Origin of the sequence: Streptomyces sp. SCPE 10 (genome assembly GCF_051980735.1) — a bacterium.
Taxonomy (GTDB): Bacteria; Actinomycetota; Actinomycetes; order Streptomycetales; family Streptomycetaceae; genus Streptomyces; species Streptomyces misionensis.
In genome coordinates, this window is record NZ_CP197069.1 from 7,419,480 (window position 1) to 7,435,185 (window position 15,706).

Sequence of the window (15,706 nt, forward strand, 5' to 3'; positions counted from 1 at the left end):
TCACGGGAGCAGCCAATCGACGGGGTGCTGGTCGGCCAGCCTGATCGAGGCGGTGGCGAGGGTCATGGAGTCCAGCCGGAACGGTGGCCCGTCGCTGGTGGACCACCGGTAGCCGCTCGTGGTGTGCGACGCGGTCAGTTGTACGGTGACGGCGACCGGACGGCCGTTTCGGGTGAACTGCCGGCCGAGCTGGTCGTCGCCGAGGAACGCGGCGATCGAGCGGTCGGACTGCGCGGCGCGGTCCACCGAGCGCACCTGGCCGCGCAGCACGCCGTAGCGCTGGGCGGGCACCGAGGAGACGGTGAGGTCGACGGCGGCGTGCGCGGGGATGGCGGCGGCGTTCTGGGCGGGGACGTACACGGTCGCGTACAGCGGGTCGTCCGCGTGGCCGACCTTCTCGACGGCGGCCACGTCGGTGCCGGTCTGCACGATCTGCCCGATGGTGGCGGCGAGTGTGGTGACGCGGCCCGCGGCGACCGTGCGGACCACCGAGTTCCCTTGCGAGGTGCGGACCTTGAGCACCGGTGCGGACGCGGGCAGGCGTTCGCCCTGCCGGGCCAGCACGGCCGTCACCTGGCCGGCCACGGGGCTCTGGAGCACGTAACTGCCCTGCCCGTGGGTGAGAATGGCCGGTGCGCTCACGGTGGAGGCGACGGAACCGGTCATCGCCCACACGGAGGCCGCGGCCATGACGACGACGGTGACGCCGAGCGCCAGCCAGCCCTGCGGGCGGGCGAGCCGCACCGGGAGGTCCAGCTCCTGGGGCGACTGGAGCTTGGCGAGGGCCTGTTGGCGGAACTGCACGGAACTTCCCTCACCTGGGGGACGGACGCGGGTGTGCCAGGGCATCCGAGAGCCCCGGAGCCGGGGGACGGCTCCGGGACCCTCGGGGGGTGCGAGGTGCGGTCAGAGACCGGCGACCAGGTTGGTGACCGGGGCCACGTTCAGGCCGGTGACACCCTCGACGGTGCCGATGGCCGTGCCGGCCAGCTCGGAAACCGGGGCGATGCCGTTGACGGCACCGGTCACGGTGTTGAGGGCGTTCACCTGGAGACCGCCGGAGACGGCGTCCAGCTCGGCGTCGGCGATCTCGGCGGTCTGGACCTGGGGGGTGGAGTTCATGGTGGAACTTCCCTTCATATGGATATTCACAAGGGGGGAAGCGGCGCTCTGTTGGGTACAGAGGGACTGCCGCGACCGCGGGCGGCGGGCGCCGTCACCGGGGCCCGTCGGCCCCCGCGGTGCGATGGATCAAAGCACGCACGCGGCGCGCGCTTCCAATCAACCAGGGCTCTCACCTGGGAACTTGATCCATTACGGGGTTCATCCGTGCAGGCGCGGACACGGCTTGTCGGCGACTTTTTCACATGCCGCGCCGCATTGGCGCGGCCGCGGCCTTGCCTCGGCGCGGCGTGTCGGGCATGTCGTGCGTTCCGGACGGCCCGGGGGCGCGCGGATGTGCAGAACCGCTGACCGCGGTGCCTTCGTTGAGCATTCAATGTGCAGATTCGCTGAAGCAGCGGTTCCGGTATGCGACCGACACTGAACGTTACTGAACGATTCCATAGGGTGTTGGATCGGGACGCGATCAGGTACCCGGACAGGTCTGCCCCATGCCACCCCAACGGTTGCGCACCACGGCGTACGAGCGCCTCGTATGCGCCCCCGCGCAACTCGATGGCCGGTTCTCCGCGCCCGCCGGGCGTGACGGCCGCCAACAATGGGGCACGCGCGTAACGAGCCGAAATCGAGCACAGGATCTTCACGACCAAGTGCGGCGAGCCGAGGGGGCGGACAGTGATCCGGGTTTTGCTGGTGCACGATGCGTGTCTGGTGCGATCGGTCCTGGCGGAATGGCTGCGCCGGGAACCCGGCCTGGACGTGGAGGACACGCCGTGGCGCGGCGCCGGAGCCCGGGTGCGCTCCTTATGTCCCGACGTCTGCGCGGCCGACCTCGACTGTGCCGAGGGCAACGGGGTGCCGCCGCTCGCCGAACTCTGTCCGCCCGGCACCGGCGGCAGGCCCCCGGCGCTGGTGGTGCTCGCCCACGCCAGCCGGCCGGGCCTGCTGAAGCGGGCCGCGGAGGCGGGCGCGCTCGGCTTCGTGGACAAGGGGGGCTCACCGGACCGGTTGGTGCGGGCCATCCGGTCGGTCGCCGAGAGGGAACGTTTCGTCGATGCCTCGCTGGGCTTCGGCTTCCTCAGAGCGGCGCAGATCCCGCTCACCCGACGGGAGTTGAGCGTGCTGTCACTCGCGGCGGGCGGAGCCTCCATCGCCGAGATCGCCGGCAGTCTGCATCTGTCCCACGGCACGGTCCGCAACTACATGGCCTCGATCACCCGCAAGACCGGCGCCCGCAACCGCGTCGACGCCATCCGCATATCCCGGGGAGAGGGCTGGGTCTGACCAGCCGCCGACCAGCTCCCGGTAGAGCGCGCAGGCGCGCAGCAACTCCTCGTGCCCGCCGCAGACGGTGCGGGCGCCGTCCATGACCAGGATCCGGTCGGCGCGGCGCGCCGAGCTGATCCGGTGCGCCACGACGACCAGGGTGCCGCCCGGCCGGCGGGCGAAGGCCCGTTCGGCCCGCGCCTCGGCCGCCGGGTCGAGATGGCAGGTCGCCTCGTCGAGCAGGGCGAGCGGGGCGGGGGAGAGATAGGCCCGGGCCAGCGCGATCAGCTGCCGCTCGCCGGCCGACAGCGCCGCCGGATCGACCGGCGCGCCGGGGCCGCCCAGCGTCCGCAGCAAGGGCGTCAGCCCGACCGCCTCGGCCGCCGCCAGCAACTCCGCCTCGGGCACCGGGCCCTCCCGGTACAGGGCCAGGTTCTCGGCGAGGGTCCCGCTGTGCACGTACGCCTCCTGCGGCACCAGCACCCGCGAGTCGGCCGCCTGCTCGACGGGCCGCCCGAACACCCGTAGCGACCCCCTGTCCGGCCGCAGCAGCCCCGCGACCAGCGCGGCGAGCGTCGACTTGCCGATGCCGCTGGGACCCACCACGGCCAGGTGGCCGCCCGCGGGCAGGTCGAGGTGGAGGCCGTCGAGGACGGGGGTGCTCGTGGGGCCGTAGGAGAAGGTGACGTCGGTGAGGGAGAGGGCGGGGGGCTGGGCCGGACGCCGGGCGCGGCCGGCGGCGTCCTCGGCGTGTCGGCCACTCGGCCGCCGCGCCACGGATGCCGGTGCCGGTGCCTGCGCTTGTGCCGGAGTCTGTACCTGCGCTTGTGCCGGTGCTTGTGCCGTCAGGCGGCGCAGGATCACCGTCAGGCGGGAGCCGCTGGTGCCCAGGCCGTGCACGAGGTTCTGGAGGGCGGGCAGCAGGGACTGGGTGACATAGGCGAGCGCACCGACCAGGGCGCCCGGGGTGACGCCGTGGCCCAGCAGCCAGGGCGCGGCGACGAGCAGCAGCACCACCGGCAACTGCCCGCCCACGGCCAGCGCCGCCACCCTGGTCACCCCCCAGCGGGCCAGCGCGTACGCCGCCCGCCGCTCCGCGCCGATCAGCTCCCCGGTGGCCTCGGCGACCCGTGCCTCCGCCCCGGCCGCCGTCACGTCGCGCAGCCCCGGGCACACCGTGCCCAGATCCTCCGCCAGCGCCTCGTCGGCGGCCAGGAAGGCCTCCTGACGGCGGGCCAGCGGGCGCAGCGTCGCCGCGAACAGGGCGGTTCCGGCCAGCAGCGGGGGCACCACCACCGCCAGCAGCAACGGATCCAGCGAGCACAGGCCGATCAGCGCGCCGACGGAGGTGAACAGGAACGAGCGGGAGACCAGCACCACACCGGCGAGGGCGTCACGGGCCAGCTCCACCTGCTGGGTCAGCCCGGACAGCGCCCCGGCGTCGCCCTCCCGGATCCCCCGGGCCACCACGCCCCGCACCAGCCGGTCGCGGACCGGTTCCACCAGCGCGGCGACGGCGCCGTACACCCGCCCGGTGCCGTACGCCCCCGCCACCACGGCGAGCCCCGCGGCCCCGAGCCACAGCAGTCCCGCCCGCGTGTCCCCGGCCAGGAACCCGCCGTCCAGCGCCCGCGCCAGGGCGTACCCGAGGAGGAAGGTCTGCCCGGCCTCCAGCAGCGACCAGCCGGCCAGCCGGGCGAGAACCGGCCACCCGGTCCGCAGCACCGCCGGCCACCGCGCGGCGAGGGCCGTCCACCACGACACGCGCACCGCCCGTTCCTCCGGTACGTCCGTCATGCCCGTGCCTCCGTCTCGTCCCGCGGGTCCCACCCGGCTCCGGACCCCTCTTCCGCGGCTTCTTCCGGGGCCCCTTCCGCAGCCTGTTCCTCGGCTTCTTCCGCGACCTCGAACACCGCCCGGTACTCCGCCTGCCGCCACAGCTCCCGGTGCGGCCCCACCGCCCGCACCCGCCCCCCGTCCAGCCAGGCCACCGCGTCCGCGCGCGCCGCCGTCGCCGCGCGGTGGGCGATCAGCAGCCGGGTCGGACCCGGACCGGCGTCCAGGAGGGAGCGGGTGATGTGGCGTTCGGTGATCGTGTCCAGGCTGGACAGGGCGTCGTCGAGGATCAGCAGACGGCCGCCGTGCGCGAACGCCCGTGCGAGGCCCAGCCGTTGGGACTCGCCGCCGGAGCGCGGGGCGTCGGCGAGGCGGGTCGCGTAGCCGTGCGGCAGCCGGCGCACGAAGTCGTCCGCGCAGGCCCGGCGGGCGGCCGCGCGGACGGCGGCCGGGGAGGGGGCGGCGAGGCCGAAGCGGAGGGTGTCCTCGATCGTCGTACCGAGCAGTGCGGGCCGTTCGAAGGCGTAGCCGACCGCGCCGCGCAGCTCGGCGTGGCGAAGGTCGCGCAGCGGTACGCCGTCGAGGACCACCTCGCCCGCGTCCGGGTCGGTGAGCCGCCCGGCCACCTCCGCGAGCAGGGACTTCCCGGTGCCGGAGCGGCCGACCACGGCCAGCACCGTGCCGCCCGGCACGACCAGGTCCACCCCGTCCAGCACGGTGCGCCCACCGCGTCCGGCCCGCACGCCCCGCAGTTCCAGGCGGCCGGGTCCCGGCGGCAGGCTCCCGGTGCCGTGCGCCGGTGCGGCCTCGGCCAGCACCTCGGCGAGCCGCGCGGTCGCGGCGCGCGCCCGGCCGAGCGCGGCCAGCTGGCCGACCAGGACGCCGATGCCCGTGGCGAGCACCGCGTACCGCGACGCGGCCAGCAACTCGCCGACGGACACCTGATGTTGGGACAGACGGAGGCCGGCCACCGCCAGCACCCCCAGGTTCAGCAGCGGTGCCACGGTGACCGCCTGGGCGGCCGCCCGCCCCTGCACCCGCCACATCCGGTGCCCCGAGGCGGAGAGCCGGGGCAGCGGGGCGAGGACACGCGCGGCCTCGCGGTCCTCGGCGCCCGCGGCGCGGATCGTGCGGTACCCGCCGACCGCCTCCGCGAGTCCGGTCGCGAGGGTGCCCTGCTCCCGCTGGTAGTCGGCCGCGCAGGCCGAGGTGTCCCGGGCGAAGGCGCGCAGCAGCAGGGCCAGCACCGGGGCGCCGGCCAGCAGTACGGCCGCGAGCCATGGATCGATGAGCCCGAGTGCCACCACGCCCCCGACCGGCCCCGCGAGCGCGGCGAGCAGCGCGGCGAGCGCGCCCGGCGCCGTTCCGGCCTGCGCACTCCCGCCGACCAGCCGTGCCACCAGGTCCCCGGCGCCGAACCGGCCCGTGGCGCGCGGCCCCAGCGCCAGCACGTGGTCCGTCATCCGGCGGCGCAGCCAGGCCGTGGACCGTGCGCCGAGCGTGCCGCCCAGCACCTCCGTGGCCGCCTCCAGCACGGTGGCCAGCAGGACCAGGGCCGCACAGCACACCAGCCAGCGGGCGGCCGGGGCGTGCGCGAGCAGCAGGTCCAGGGTGTGGCCGAGCGCGGCCGGCAGCAGCAGGCCGGCGGCCGTCGCCGCGGTGTTCGCCGCGCACAGCGCGGCGGCGCGGGCACCACTGTGCCGCAGCACCGCGTGCGGCAGACGGCCGGGAGTGTCGTCGGGGGTGGTCATCTGCTGCCGCCTCACTCGGGTCGTGCCGGAATGGCGCGCGAAGGCTCCGGGCGCCCCTCGCGGGCCGCCCGGAGCCGTTCACCGCCCGGTCAGAGGCAGAGCAGCGTGCTCACCGCGGAGACACAGGAGAGCAGGCTCAGCGTGCTGGCGCCGCCGCCGCCGTTGTGCTCGTCGGACTCCAGGGCCTGCAGATCGAGAAGTGCCATGATCGTTGTCCTTTCCCTTGATGAGGGGACGGGGATGTGTCACGACTCCGTCGGTGCGGAGCCGCGTATCGGGGCCGCCGGTGGCGGCGGGAGGAAGGGCAGGTGTGCGGCGCGCCCGTCGTCCAGCGCCGACGAGAGGGCGAGCAGACAGCCCGCGGTCCCGGTGGCGAGGTCCATGGACAGGCGCATCATCTGGTGCCCGGGGAAGGCCAGTTGGCCCTGGTAGCTCATGGCGGACCAGCCCAGCGCCTCGATCTGCCGCGTCAGCCGCTCCGGGGTGGCCCCCGGCGCGCCGCTGCGGGCGAGGTGCAGGATCATCCCGGCGCGGCCCTGGAACAGGCCGGGCTGGGCGTAGAAGCGGGACGTGGCCGAGGTGAGGATGCCGTCCCGGGCGCGTGCGAACTCGCCGCCCGGATCGGGCACTCCGGCCGCCAGCAGGTCGTCCAGGACCATGCCGATGCCGGCGCTGCCGTCGCCGAGGTACGGCAGTGTCCGCCAGCCCTCGTCGACTTCGAGGCCGCCGGTCACCTCCTGGTGGACGCACCTGGCCAGGTCCCGTCGCAGCGCCTCGGCCGCGCACTCCAACAGGCTCTTGTCTCCGGTCCGTTCGTACCGCCGGAGCAGGAACAGCGCGGGTCCGGTCGCGCCGCGCAGCAGCCCGGCCCGGCGGCGCGGCGTGTCCGGCACCGGCTCGGCGAGACGTCGTACGAGGATCTCGGCGGCCTCCTCGGCATGCGCCCCCAGTTCGGACTCGCCGGTGGTGTGCGCGAGGTGGTCCAGGACCAGGCCCAGCCCGGCGAGGCCGCCGTGCAGTTCGGCGGACAGCCCGCGCCAGTTCTCCCGCAGGACGCCCTCCACCAGGTCCAGCGCCCGTTGCCGGTGCCCGAGTTCGTCGAGGAAGAGGGCCACGCCCGCGAGTCCGTCGTACAGGCCGAGCGGGGTGCCGGGCGGTGGCGGCGCGGTGTGGTCCAGCAGCCAGCGCTCGCCCTCCTCGTAGCGGGCGGCCCCGGCGGCGCGCAGGGCGTACAGCACCCCGGCCGCGCCGTGCGCGAGTCCGAGGCCGCCGCCGTCGGAGAACTGGGCGATGTCGCCGGGGAACAGCCGGTCGTCGCGCTCGGGCGTGGCGGAGGCGAGCACCGCCTTCACCATCGAGTCCCTGCTGTAGGGCCAGTCGCCCGGCACCACCGGCGGCGCGGGCCGGCCGCGCCGCGCCGCGCGTGCCCCGGGCTCCCGGGTGATCTCGGCGACCGCCTCGTCCAGGAAGGCGCGCGGCACGTGAGGGAACTCCCCGGCGATCACCTCCGCCAGGTGCGCCGCCTTGCCCCGGTCCACCACGAACAGGGTGGTCACCGGCAGGAAGAGGGCGAGCCGCAGACAGGCGAGGGCATAGCGGTCGACGTCCGGGCCGCGGCGGTCCGGCGGCGCGAAGAACCCCGGATTGGCCACCGTCTGCCGGGCGTTGTCCGTGGCCGGGGCGGCGGCCTCGAAGTCGATGAGGAACACCGACTCCTCGTCCGGCGCCACCATGATGTTGAAGACGTGCAGGTCGTTGAAGACCAGTCCGCGCGCGTGCACCGCCGCCACCGCGCGCTCCACCGCCGCGTGGATGCGCAGTGCCCACGCCGTGTACGCGGCCACCTGCGCCGGGTCGGGGTCGGCGGTGAGCAGCGGATGCCGTTCGGCGAAGAAGGAGTTGAGGGGGCGGCCGTCCAGGAAGTCCATGACCAGGAACCGGTGGTCGCCGAGCGTGAACCAGTCCCGTACCTCGGGCACCACCCCGGTCCCGGCGACCCGCTCCAGCGCCGCCTTCTCCCGCTCCAGCCGGGCCACCGCGTCCGCGCCGTCGGCGGCCAGCCCCGCGTGCGGCCGGGCCTCCTTCAGCACCACCCGGCGTCCGTCCCGGGTGTCCGTACCGGCGTACACCCCACCGCCGTTGGAGAAGTGCATCGCCTTCTCGATGCGGTACGGCAGCTCGCCCACCGTCGTGGTGTTGCGTGCCGCGAGATGGGGGCGCAGGAACTCCGGCAGCGTCACCCACTCCGGCACCTGGAAGGACGGCGCCCGCCGGTCCGGCACCAGGCGGCCCGTGCCGTCCTCGACGGCCAGGACCAGCGTGCCGCGCTCGTCCACCACGTACCGGCGTGCGAAGGCGCCGTAGCGGACGTACAGCGGGCCCTCGCCCCAGCGCAGGTCGGTGAGGATGTACGGCCCCTGGAAACCCTCCAGCAGGGCGCCCAACTCCTCCAGGATCAGCTGAAGTTGCTCCTCGCCGTCCGGGTAGACGGTGACGAACTTGCCGCTGGTGTCGCGGCCCGCGTACTTGGCGTTGCGCAGATGCAGCAGATGCGGGCCGGGCACGAACTTGAAGGGGATGCGGCGCGGCACGCAGTAGTCCCACACGATGCCGGCGATCTCCTCCGCGTTGTCCGCGGTGGCCGAGGAGTGGATCTTCCAGCCCTGGGCCGGTGCGGGCTGCGGCGTGCCGCCGGCGCCGAGTGGGGTCAGTGTCAGCCAGTCACCGCTGCGCGCGGCGCGCCAGCCGTCGGGGACGGTGCGACGCGCCGTCGGGAACAGCGGCGCGGCCGTGCCGTCGTCCGCCGACAGCCGGTCGGGCGTGTCGTAGAAGTGCCCGTCGGCCAGCGCGTACACCTCGTACCGCTTGTCCATGCGCCTGCTCCGCCCCTCTCCTGGGTGACGGCTAGACACTCGCAGGAGTCGACCGGTCGCGGACAGTCACGTCTGTCACGAGAACACCATGAGGAACGCACGGGTCAAGTTGTGTTCGGCGGCTTTCGAATGACCGGCGGCGCTGGCGGTGGGTTCGACAGGCGCGCCGACCGGACCCCGCCTAGATTCGATGGGGTGGCACACACCTTCGAAGAACTGGTGCAGAAGCAGCGGGCGGCCGACGCGGCCCACGCCACGGTCGAGGACCTGCGGGAGACCTACGGACCCCCGGCCGAGCGGGGCATGACCGGCGCCCAGTCGGGCACCTACGAGACCGCGCTGCGCGCCTGGCGCGACCTCGCCCGGGACGTGCAGGCCGCGCTGAGCGAGTACGCGAAGGAGACGGGCCGGCCGCGCGCCGACATCGAGGCCGAGGTGGAACGCGCCGCCGCCGACCAGTCCCAGCGCCCACCGGCCGGCTGAGGCGGCCGAGCCGGAGGACCGGGCACCGCCACGACCGACCTGTGACCCGCGGGACCCACATCCTGTGCCGGCCGGCGCCGCCCCCGTGCCTCCGTCCCCGGGCAACGCGCCGCCCCCGCCCTCGCGCTCCCGGGCAACGCGCCCGCGCCTTCCGGCGTCCCCTGCGTCGGGCGACGCGCCGGCGCCGCCCCCATATCGCTCGTCGTCGCCTGCGGGTATTCGCTCGCGCGGCCCGGGTACCCGGCGTCCATGAACACTGCCATGTACGAAGCGGCCACCCGCTCACAGGTCTTCGGATACGTCCTCATCCTGGTCGTCGGCGCCGCCTGTGTCGGCGGGCTGATCTGGGCGTTCCGGCTGGGCTTCAAGGTGCGGCAGCGCGAACCCGCCCCGCCGCGTCCCGAGGAGCAGCCGAAGCTGCCGACGACGGGGCCGGTGCGCGAGAGTCATGAGATGCGGGAGCCCGAGGACGTGCCGAAGGCCGCCGACGGGAACGAGCGGCTGACCCCCCACCAGCTCACCAACGTGCGCTCCCGGCGCGCCGACGACCAGCGGCGTCCGCGCTGGTCGCCCGGTTCCAGCGGGTCCTTCGGCGGCGGTGGCGGCGGCCGCACCTGACGGCCGCCCGGCCTGGCCGGGGTTTGCGGTCCGCCACGCGTGGGACCCGTCCCCGACAGCGGACACCAGGCCCGCGCGGGGCCGGCGTTCCGGTCCCGTCGGCCGCAGCACGCAGAGGGAAGATGACGCGACGTGATCGTGCGGACCACACGGAAGCCGGACGTGCCGGAGGGCGAGACGGGCTGGGCGCAGGCGCGCGGCCGGCGGGACCGGGGAGTGCGCACGTGTCTCCCCGCGGTCCTGGACCGCGCCGACCGGCGGCCGGGGGAGAACGCCGAGGACACCATCGTGCGCGGCGAGGACTGACCGGCACGCGCGGGCCCGGCCCCGCACCGCGACGAGGCGGTGCGGGGCCGGGCCCGCGTGCGGTTCAGCCGTGGGTCTTGGCGAGCAGCTCCAGGATCTCGTCGGTCGTGCCGGTCTCGCCGAGCCGCGGGAAGATCTTCTCGACGCTGTGCGCGTGCGTCTGCGAGTCACGGTCGGCCATCGCGTCCGTGGCGAGGGTGACGTTGTAGCCCATGGCGTAGGCGTCGCGGGCGGTGGACTCGACGCCGATGCTGGTGGCGATGCCGGTCAGCACGATCTGGGTGACACCGCGGCGGCGCAGCTGCACGTCCAGGTCCGTGCCGAACAGGGCGCTCCAGTTGTGCTTGGTGACCTGGATGTCGCCGTCGTGGCCGGTCAGTTCGTCGACGAGGACGTCCCAGCCCTCCGGGAAGGCCGCGCCGCCGCCCTGCTGCTCGGTGCGGCCGGGCATGGCGTCGGCGAAGTCGGCGGCGAAGGACACCCGGACGAGGACGACGGGCAGGTCGCGGGCGCGGAACGCGTCGGCGAGCCGCACCGAGCGGGCGAGCACGTCGGCACCGGAGTGCGGCTGGGTGGGGGAGCCCACGATGCCGCGCTGGAGGTCGATGACGACGAGCGCGGTACGGGGGTCGAGCGTGGTGAGCGACATGAGTCGGTCAGGCCTTTCGAGGGGTGTTCTTCGTGGGTGTGCCGGGAGCCGGTCGCGTGGACCGATCGGCGGGGCCCGGCGTCAGTGCTGGGACAGCCGCTGCAGCAGCTCCAGGGCCGCGAGGACCGTCTGCCGCTCCTCGTCCGTGTACCGGTCCTGGAAGGCGCGCGCCAGCCACTCCTCGCGCACCTGCCTGTTGCCCTCGATCCGGGCCCGGCCGGCGTCGGTCAGGGTGACCAGCTGGCGGCGGCCGTCGTCCGGGTCGGGGGCACGGCGGATCAGCCCGTGCTGTTCGAGTGCGGCCAGCGTGGTGGCCATGGACTGCGGGCGCACCCCCTCGGCGGCGGCCAGCGCGCTCGCGGTGGCCGCGCCGTGCTTGCCCACCAGGCTCAGCGCGGACTCCTGCGACGGTGTCAGGTCGGCGTCCTGGGCGACCTCGCGGATGCGCCGCCGCAGCCGGCTGAACACCACCCGCAGGTCACGCGCCGCCCGGACGGCCGTGTCGGAGATGTGATCCATGCCGGTCACCCTAGGTCCGCCAGGCAGAACTGTCCAGCTGAGACTGTTCAGCTTTACCTGAACAACTCTCGGGTACTCGGCGCCCGGACCAACCCGGTGGAACGCGAGGAGTGCGGATGAGCTCTGGGGACACGGCCGGCCTTGCGGCGGCGCTGCGTGCCGAGGTGGACGGCGAGATCCGTTTCGACGCGGGCAGCCGTGGCGCCTATGCCACGGACGGCTCCAACTACCGGCAGGTGCCCCTCGGTGTCGTCGTCCCCCGCACGGTCGAGGACGGCGCCCGGGCGGTGTCGGTGTGCGCGCGCTTCGGCGCGCCCGTCCTGTCCCGGGGCGGCGGCACCAGCCTGGCGGGGCAGTGCACCAACACCGCCGTGGTGATCGACTGGACCAAGTACTGCGACGCCCTGATCAGCGTGGACCCCGAACGGCGCACCTGCGTGGTCGAGCCCGGCATCGTCCTGGACGCGCTCAACCGCGAACTCGCCCGGCACCGGCTCCAGTTCGGGCCGAAGCCGTCCACCCACAGCCACTGCGCCCTCGGCGGCATGATCGGCAACAACTCCTGCGGGGCCTCCGCCCAGGCCTACGGCAAGACCGTCGACAACGTCCGCCGCCTGGAGATCCTCACCTACGACGGACAGCGCGCCTGGGTCGGCCCCACCCCGCCGGAGGAACGGGCCCGGATCATCTCCGGCGGCGGCCGGCTCGCCGCGCTCTACGCCGGCCTCGACCGCATCGCCACCGAGTACCTGGCCGACATCCGCCACGGCTACCCGAAGATCCCGCGCCGCGTCTCCGGCTACAACCTCGACTCGCTGCTGCCCGAGAACGGCTTCGACGTGGCCAAGGCGCTCGTCGGCAGCGAGGGCACCCTGGTCACCGTGCTGCGGGCCGAACTCGACCTCGTGCCCGTACCGGCGTACCAGTCGCTGCTCGTCCTCGGCTACGACGACATCTGCGCCGCCGCCGACGACGTGCCCCGCCTCCTGGAGCACTGCTCGCCCACCCAACTGGAGGCGCTGGACGGGCGCATGGCCCAGCTGATGCGCGAGGAGGGCGCCTACCTCGACTCCCTCGACGTCCTTCCGGAGGGCGACAGCTGGCTGATGGTGCAGTACAGCGGTGACAGCCAGGAGGCCGTCGACGAGCAGGCGCACGCCCTGCTGCGTGCCCTCGACATCGACGAGAAGAGCCCGAGGGTCGCCTTCTCCGACGACCCCGAGCGCGAGCAGAGGATGCTCAAGGCCCGCGAGGCCGGGCTCGGCGTCACCGCCCGCCCGCCGGACGACCGGGAGACCTGGGAGGGCTGGGAGGACTCCGCCGTACCGCCCGAGCGGCTCGGCGACTACCTGCGCGACCTCAAAGCCCTGTTCGAGGAGTTCGACTACGACCACCCCTCCCTGTACGGCCACTTCGGGCAGGGCTGTGTCCACACCCGCATCCCCTTCGCCCTCAGGACCGCCGAGGGCATCGCGGACTTCCGCCGCTTCCTGGAACGCGCGGCCGACCTCGTCTCCTCCTACGGCGGCTCGCTCTCCGGCGAGCACGGCGACGGCCAGGCCCGCGGCGAGCTGCTCACCCGGATGTTCGGCGAGCGCCTGGTCACCGCCTTCGGCGAGCTGAAGGACCTGTTCGACCCGGACGACCGGATGAACCCCGGAAAGATCGTCCGCCCGCACCCGGTGGACGGGCAGCTGCGCCTCGGCTCCGCCTGGCGGCCCGACACCCCGGCCACCCACTTCGGCTTCCCCGAGGACGACCACTCCTTCCACCGCGCGGTGATGCGCTGCGTCGGCATCGGCAACTGCCGCAGCCACTCCGGCGGGGTGATGTGCCCCTCCTACCGGGCCACCCGCGAGGAGGAGCACTCCACCCGGGGCCGGGCCCGGCTGCTGTTCGAGATGCTGAACGGGCACGCCGACTCCGCGATCCAGGACGGCTGGCGCTCCACCGCCGTACGCGACGCCCTGGACCTGTGCCTGGCCTGTAAGGGCTGCAAGTCCGACTGCCCCACCGGAGTCGACATGGCCACCCTCAAGGCGGAGTTCCTCTCCCAGCACTACGCGGGCCGCCCCCGCCCCGCCGCCCACTACGCCCTGGGCCGGCTCCCGCTGTGGGCCCGGCTGTCCCGGCTCGCCCCCGCGCTGGTCAACTCCGCGCTGCACGCGCCCGGTCTGGCCCGCGCGGGCAAACTGCTGGCGGGCGTGGACCAGGCCCGCTCGGCGCCCGTGTTCGCCGAGGAGTCCTTCGTCCAGTGGTGGCGGGCCCAGGACCGCGAGCCCGCGGACCCGGCCGACCCGCGCACCGTACTGCTGTGGCCGGACACCTTCACCACCTACTTCCACCCGGCGATCGGCCGCTCGGCCGTGCGCGTCCTGGAGGACGCCGGTTTCCGGGTCGCCGTCCCCACCGAGCCGGTGTGCTGCGGCCTCACCTGGATCTCCACCGGCCAACTCGACGCGGCCAAACGGGTGTTGCGGCGCACCCTCGATGTGCTCGCGCCCTGGCTCGCGGCGGGCACCCCGGTGATCGGACTGGAACCGTCCTGCACCGCCGTCTTCCGCTCCGACGCCCCCGAACTCCTCCCCGGGGACCAGGACGTCGCCCGGCTGGCCGGACAGGTGCGCACCCTGGCCGAACAGCTCGTCCACCACGCCCCCGACGACTGGCAGCCACCCCGGCTCGCCCGGCAGGCCACCGTGCAGACCCACTGCCACCAGCACGCCGTGCTCGCGTTCGACGCCGACCGCGAACTGATGCGCCGCGCCCACCTCGACGCCGACGTCCTGGACGAGGGATGCTGCGGTCTGGCCGGGAACTTCGGCTTCGAACGCGGCCACCACGAGGTCTCCATGGCCGTCGCCGAACAGGGCGTCCTGCCCGCCGTCCGGGGCGCCGCCCCCGACAGCCTGGTCCTCGCCGACGGCTTCAGCTGCCGCACCCAGATCGAGGAGGGCGGCACCGGCCGCCGCGCCGTGCACCTGGCCGAGGCCCTGGCGTTCGCCCTCGACGGCAATCTGCCGAGCGAACACCCCGAACGCCTGGCCGACCGCCCGTCCGAACCGTCCCGCACGGCCCGCTGGGCGACGGCCGCCGCCCTGCCCGCGGGCGCCGCGCTCGGCCTGTGGCTGCTGCGCCGCCGCGCCTGAGGCGTCCTCCGTCACGGTGCCCGGCCCGGGCCGCAAGCTCGCGACGCAGCGGGCGGCGCCGTACCGCGGGGAGTGAAGTCACCGAGAGGAAAAGGGAGTCGACCATGCCCGAGACCGTCGTCATCACCGGGGCCAGTGCCGGAATCGGCCGCGCCACCGCCCGCCGCTACGGCCGGCGCGGGGCGAACGTGGTCCTCGTCGCGCGCGGCAAGGGCGGCCTCGACGCGGCCGCCGACGAGGTGACGGCGCTCGGCGGCCATCCCCTGGTACAGCCCGCCGACATGGCCGACGCGGCACAGGCGGAGGCGGTCGCCGAGGCCGCCGAGCGGGAGTTCGGGCCCATCGACGTGTGGATCAACTGCGCCTTCGCCTCGGTGTTCGCGCCCTTCGAGCAGATCACCCCGGACGAGTACCGGCGCATCACCGAGGTCACCTATCTGGGCTTCGTCAACGGCACCCGCGCCGCCCTCACCCGGATGCTGCCGCGCGACCGCGGCACGATCGTGCAGGTGGGCTCGGCGCTCGGCGAACGCTCGATCCCGCTCCAGTCGGCGTACTGCGGGGCGAAGCACGCCATCAACGGCTTCACCTCGTCCCTGCGCACCGAACTCCTGCACCGCGGCAGCGGCGTCCGTGTCACGGTCGCCCAGATGCCCGCCGTCAACACCCCCCAGTTCGACTGGGTGCGGTCCCGGCTGCCCCGGCACCCCATGCCGGTGCCGCCGATCTACCAGCCCGAGGTGGCCGCCCGGGGCGTGGTGTACGCCGCCGACCACCCGCACCGCAAGCAGTACTACGTCGGCGCCTCCACCGTCGCCACCATCTGGGCCAACCGGCTCTTCCCGGCCCTGCTCGACCGCTACCTGGCCCGCACCGGCTACGACTCCCAGCAGACCGACGGCGTCCCGCCCACCGGCCAGGACAACCTCTTCACCCCCGTCGACCGCACGGCCACCGCGGACCACGGTGCCCACGGCGCCTTCGACGACACCGCCCACGCCCACTCCTGGCAGGAGGCCCTGCTGCGGCACCCCACCGCCACGGCCCTCGGCGCGGGCACCGCCGCCCTCGCCGCCGTCACGGCCGTCCGCCGTGTGACGCGGGCCGCCGCCTGACCGGTGCTCGAATCCGGCC

13 protein-coding genes and 1 pseudogene are annotated in these 15,706 nt (G+C 74.4%); 6 read left to right on the forward strand and 8 right to left on the reverse strand.

Annotation, left to right across the window (positions count from 1 at the left end; translation table 11 throughout):
* Both ACSP97_RS33680 and ACSP97_RS33685 read right to left on the reverse strand, forming a co-directional pair.
* Entirely contained in the window at positions 1-804 is an 804-nt protein-coding gene (locus ACSP97_RS33680; protein WP_355147109.1) for an HlyD family efflux transporter periplasmic adaptor subunit, read from the reverse strand.
* Positions 805-906: 102 nt separating this feature from the next.
* On the reverse strand, positions 907-1,122 hold the full coding sequence (locus ACSP97_RS33685; RefSeq protein WP_070023312.1) for a hypothetical protein: 216 nt from the start codon (positions 1,120-1,122) through the stop codon (positions 907-909).
* Between the two features lie 1,011 nt (positions 1,123-2,133).
* On the opposite strand from ACSP97_RS33685, the pseudogene ACSP97_RS33690 reads away from it, so the two are divergent.
* Positions 2,134-2,322 (forward strand): annotated as a pseudogene (locus ACSP97_RS33690) (LuxR C-terminal-related transcriptional regulator); the annotation flags it as partial.
* On the opposite strand, the gene ACSP97_RS33695 reads toward ACSP97_RS33690, so the two are convergent.
* The 4 genes from ACSP97_RS33695 to lanKC all read right to left on the reverse strand — a co-directional run bounded on the left by ACSP97_RS33695 (position 2,248) and on the right by lanKC (position 8,848).
* Positions 2,248-4,185 (reverse strand): ATP-binding cassette domain-containing protein, encoded by a 1,938-nt coding sequence (locus ACSP97_RS33695; RefSeq protein WP_440555753.1) that lies wholly within the window; start codon positions 4,183-4,185, stop codon positions 2,248-2,250. The pseudogene ACSP97_RS33690 and the gene ACSP97_RS33695 sit on opposite strands and share 75 nt — an antisense overlap.
* A complete protein-coding gene (locus tag ACSP97_RS33700; protein ID WP_440555754.1) occupies positions 4,182-5,975 on the reverse strand; it encodes an ABC transporter transmembrane domain-containing protein in 1,794 nt (597 codons plus the stop codon). The genes ACSP97_RS33695 and ACSP97_RS33700 overlap by 4 nt, the downstream gene beginning before the upstream one ends.
* A gap of 89 nt (positions 5,976-6,064) precedes the next feature.
* The gene (locus ACSP97_RS33705; RefSeq protein WP_074995342.1) at positions 6,065-6,181 is read right to left on the reverse strand and encodes a SapB/AmfS family lanthipeptide; all 117 of its coding nucleotides are present in this window, start codon (positions 6,179-6,181) and stop codon (positions 6,065-6,067) included.
* A gap of 39 nt (positions 6,182-6,220) precedes the next feature.
* Positions 6,221-8,848 (reverse strand): class III lanthionine synthetase LanKC, encoded by a 2,628-nt coding sequence (gene lanKC / locus ACSP97_RS33710; protein ID WP_440555755.1) that lies wholly within the window; start codon positions 8,846-8,848, stop codon positions 6,221-6,223.
* Positions 8,849-9,043: 195 nt separating this feature from the next.
* On the opposite strand from lanKC, the gene ACSP97_RS33715 reads away from it, so the two are divergent.
* From ACSP97_RS33715 to ACSP97_RS33725, 3 genes are all read left to right on the forward strand, one after another.
* A complete protein-coding gene (locus tag ACSP97_RS33715) occupies positions 9,044-9,331 on the forward strand; it encodes a hypothetical protein (protein WP_355147117.1) in 288 nt (95 codons plus the stop codon).
* 249 nt (positions 9,332-9,580) lie between these two features.
* Positions 9,581-9,949 (forward strand): DUF6479 family protein, encoded by a 369-nt coding sequence (locus tag ACSP97_RS33720; protein WP_257585002.1) that lies wholly within the window; start codon positions 9,581-9,583, stop codon positions 9,947-9,949.
* Positions 9,950-10,081: 132 nt separating this feature from the next.
* A complete protein-coding gene (locus tag ACSP97_RS33725) occupies positions 10,082-10,255 on the forward strand; it encodes a hypothetical protein (RefSeq protein ID WP_355147119.1) in 174 nt (57 codons plus the stop codon).
* 64 nt (positions 10,256-10,319) lie between these two features.
* Here the strand turns inward: ACSP97_RS33725 and ACSP97_RS33730 are convergent, their stop codons facing one another.
* On the reverse strand, positions 10,320-10,904 hold the full coding sequence (locus tag ACSP97_RS33730; protein WP_440555756.1) for a hydrolase: 585 nt from the start codon (positions 10,902-10,904) through the stop codon (positions 10,320-10,322).
* Between the two features lie 81 nt (positions 10,905-10,985).
* Positions 10,986-11,423, reverse strand: coding sequence for a MarR family winged helix-turn-helix transcriptional regulator (locus ACSP97_RS33735; protein ID WP_070023439.1), 438 nt, complete (start codon positions 11,421-11,423; stop codon positions 10,986-10,988).
* A gap of 116 nt (positions 11,424-11,539) precedes the next feature.
* Between ACSP97_RS33735 and ACSP97_RS33740 the strand changes: the two genes are divergently transcribed.
* Together ACSP97_RS33740 and ACSP97_RS33745 are read left to right on the forward strand one after the other, a co-directional pair.
* Positions 11,540-14,572, forward strand: coding sequence for an FAD-linked oxidase C-terminal domain-containing protein (locus tag ACSP97_RS33740; protein WP_440555757.1), 3,033 nt, complete (start codon positions 11,540-11,542; stop codon positions 14,570-14,572).
* 104 nt (positions 14,573-14,676) lie between these two features.
* Positions 14,677-15,687, forward strand: a complete 1,011-nt coding sequence (locus tag ACSP97_RS33745) for an SDR family oxidoreductase (protein ID WP_355529229.1) — start codon at positions 14,677-14,679, stop codon at positions 15,685-15,687.
* The last annotated feature ends 19 nt before the right edge of the window (positions 15,688-15,706 follow it).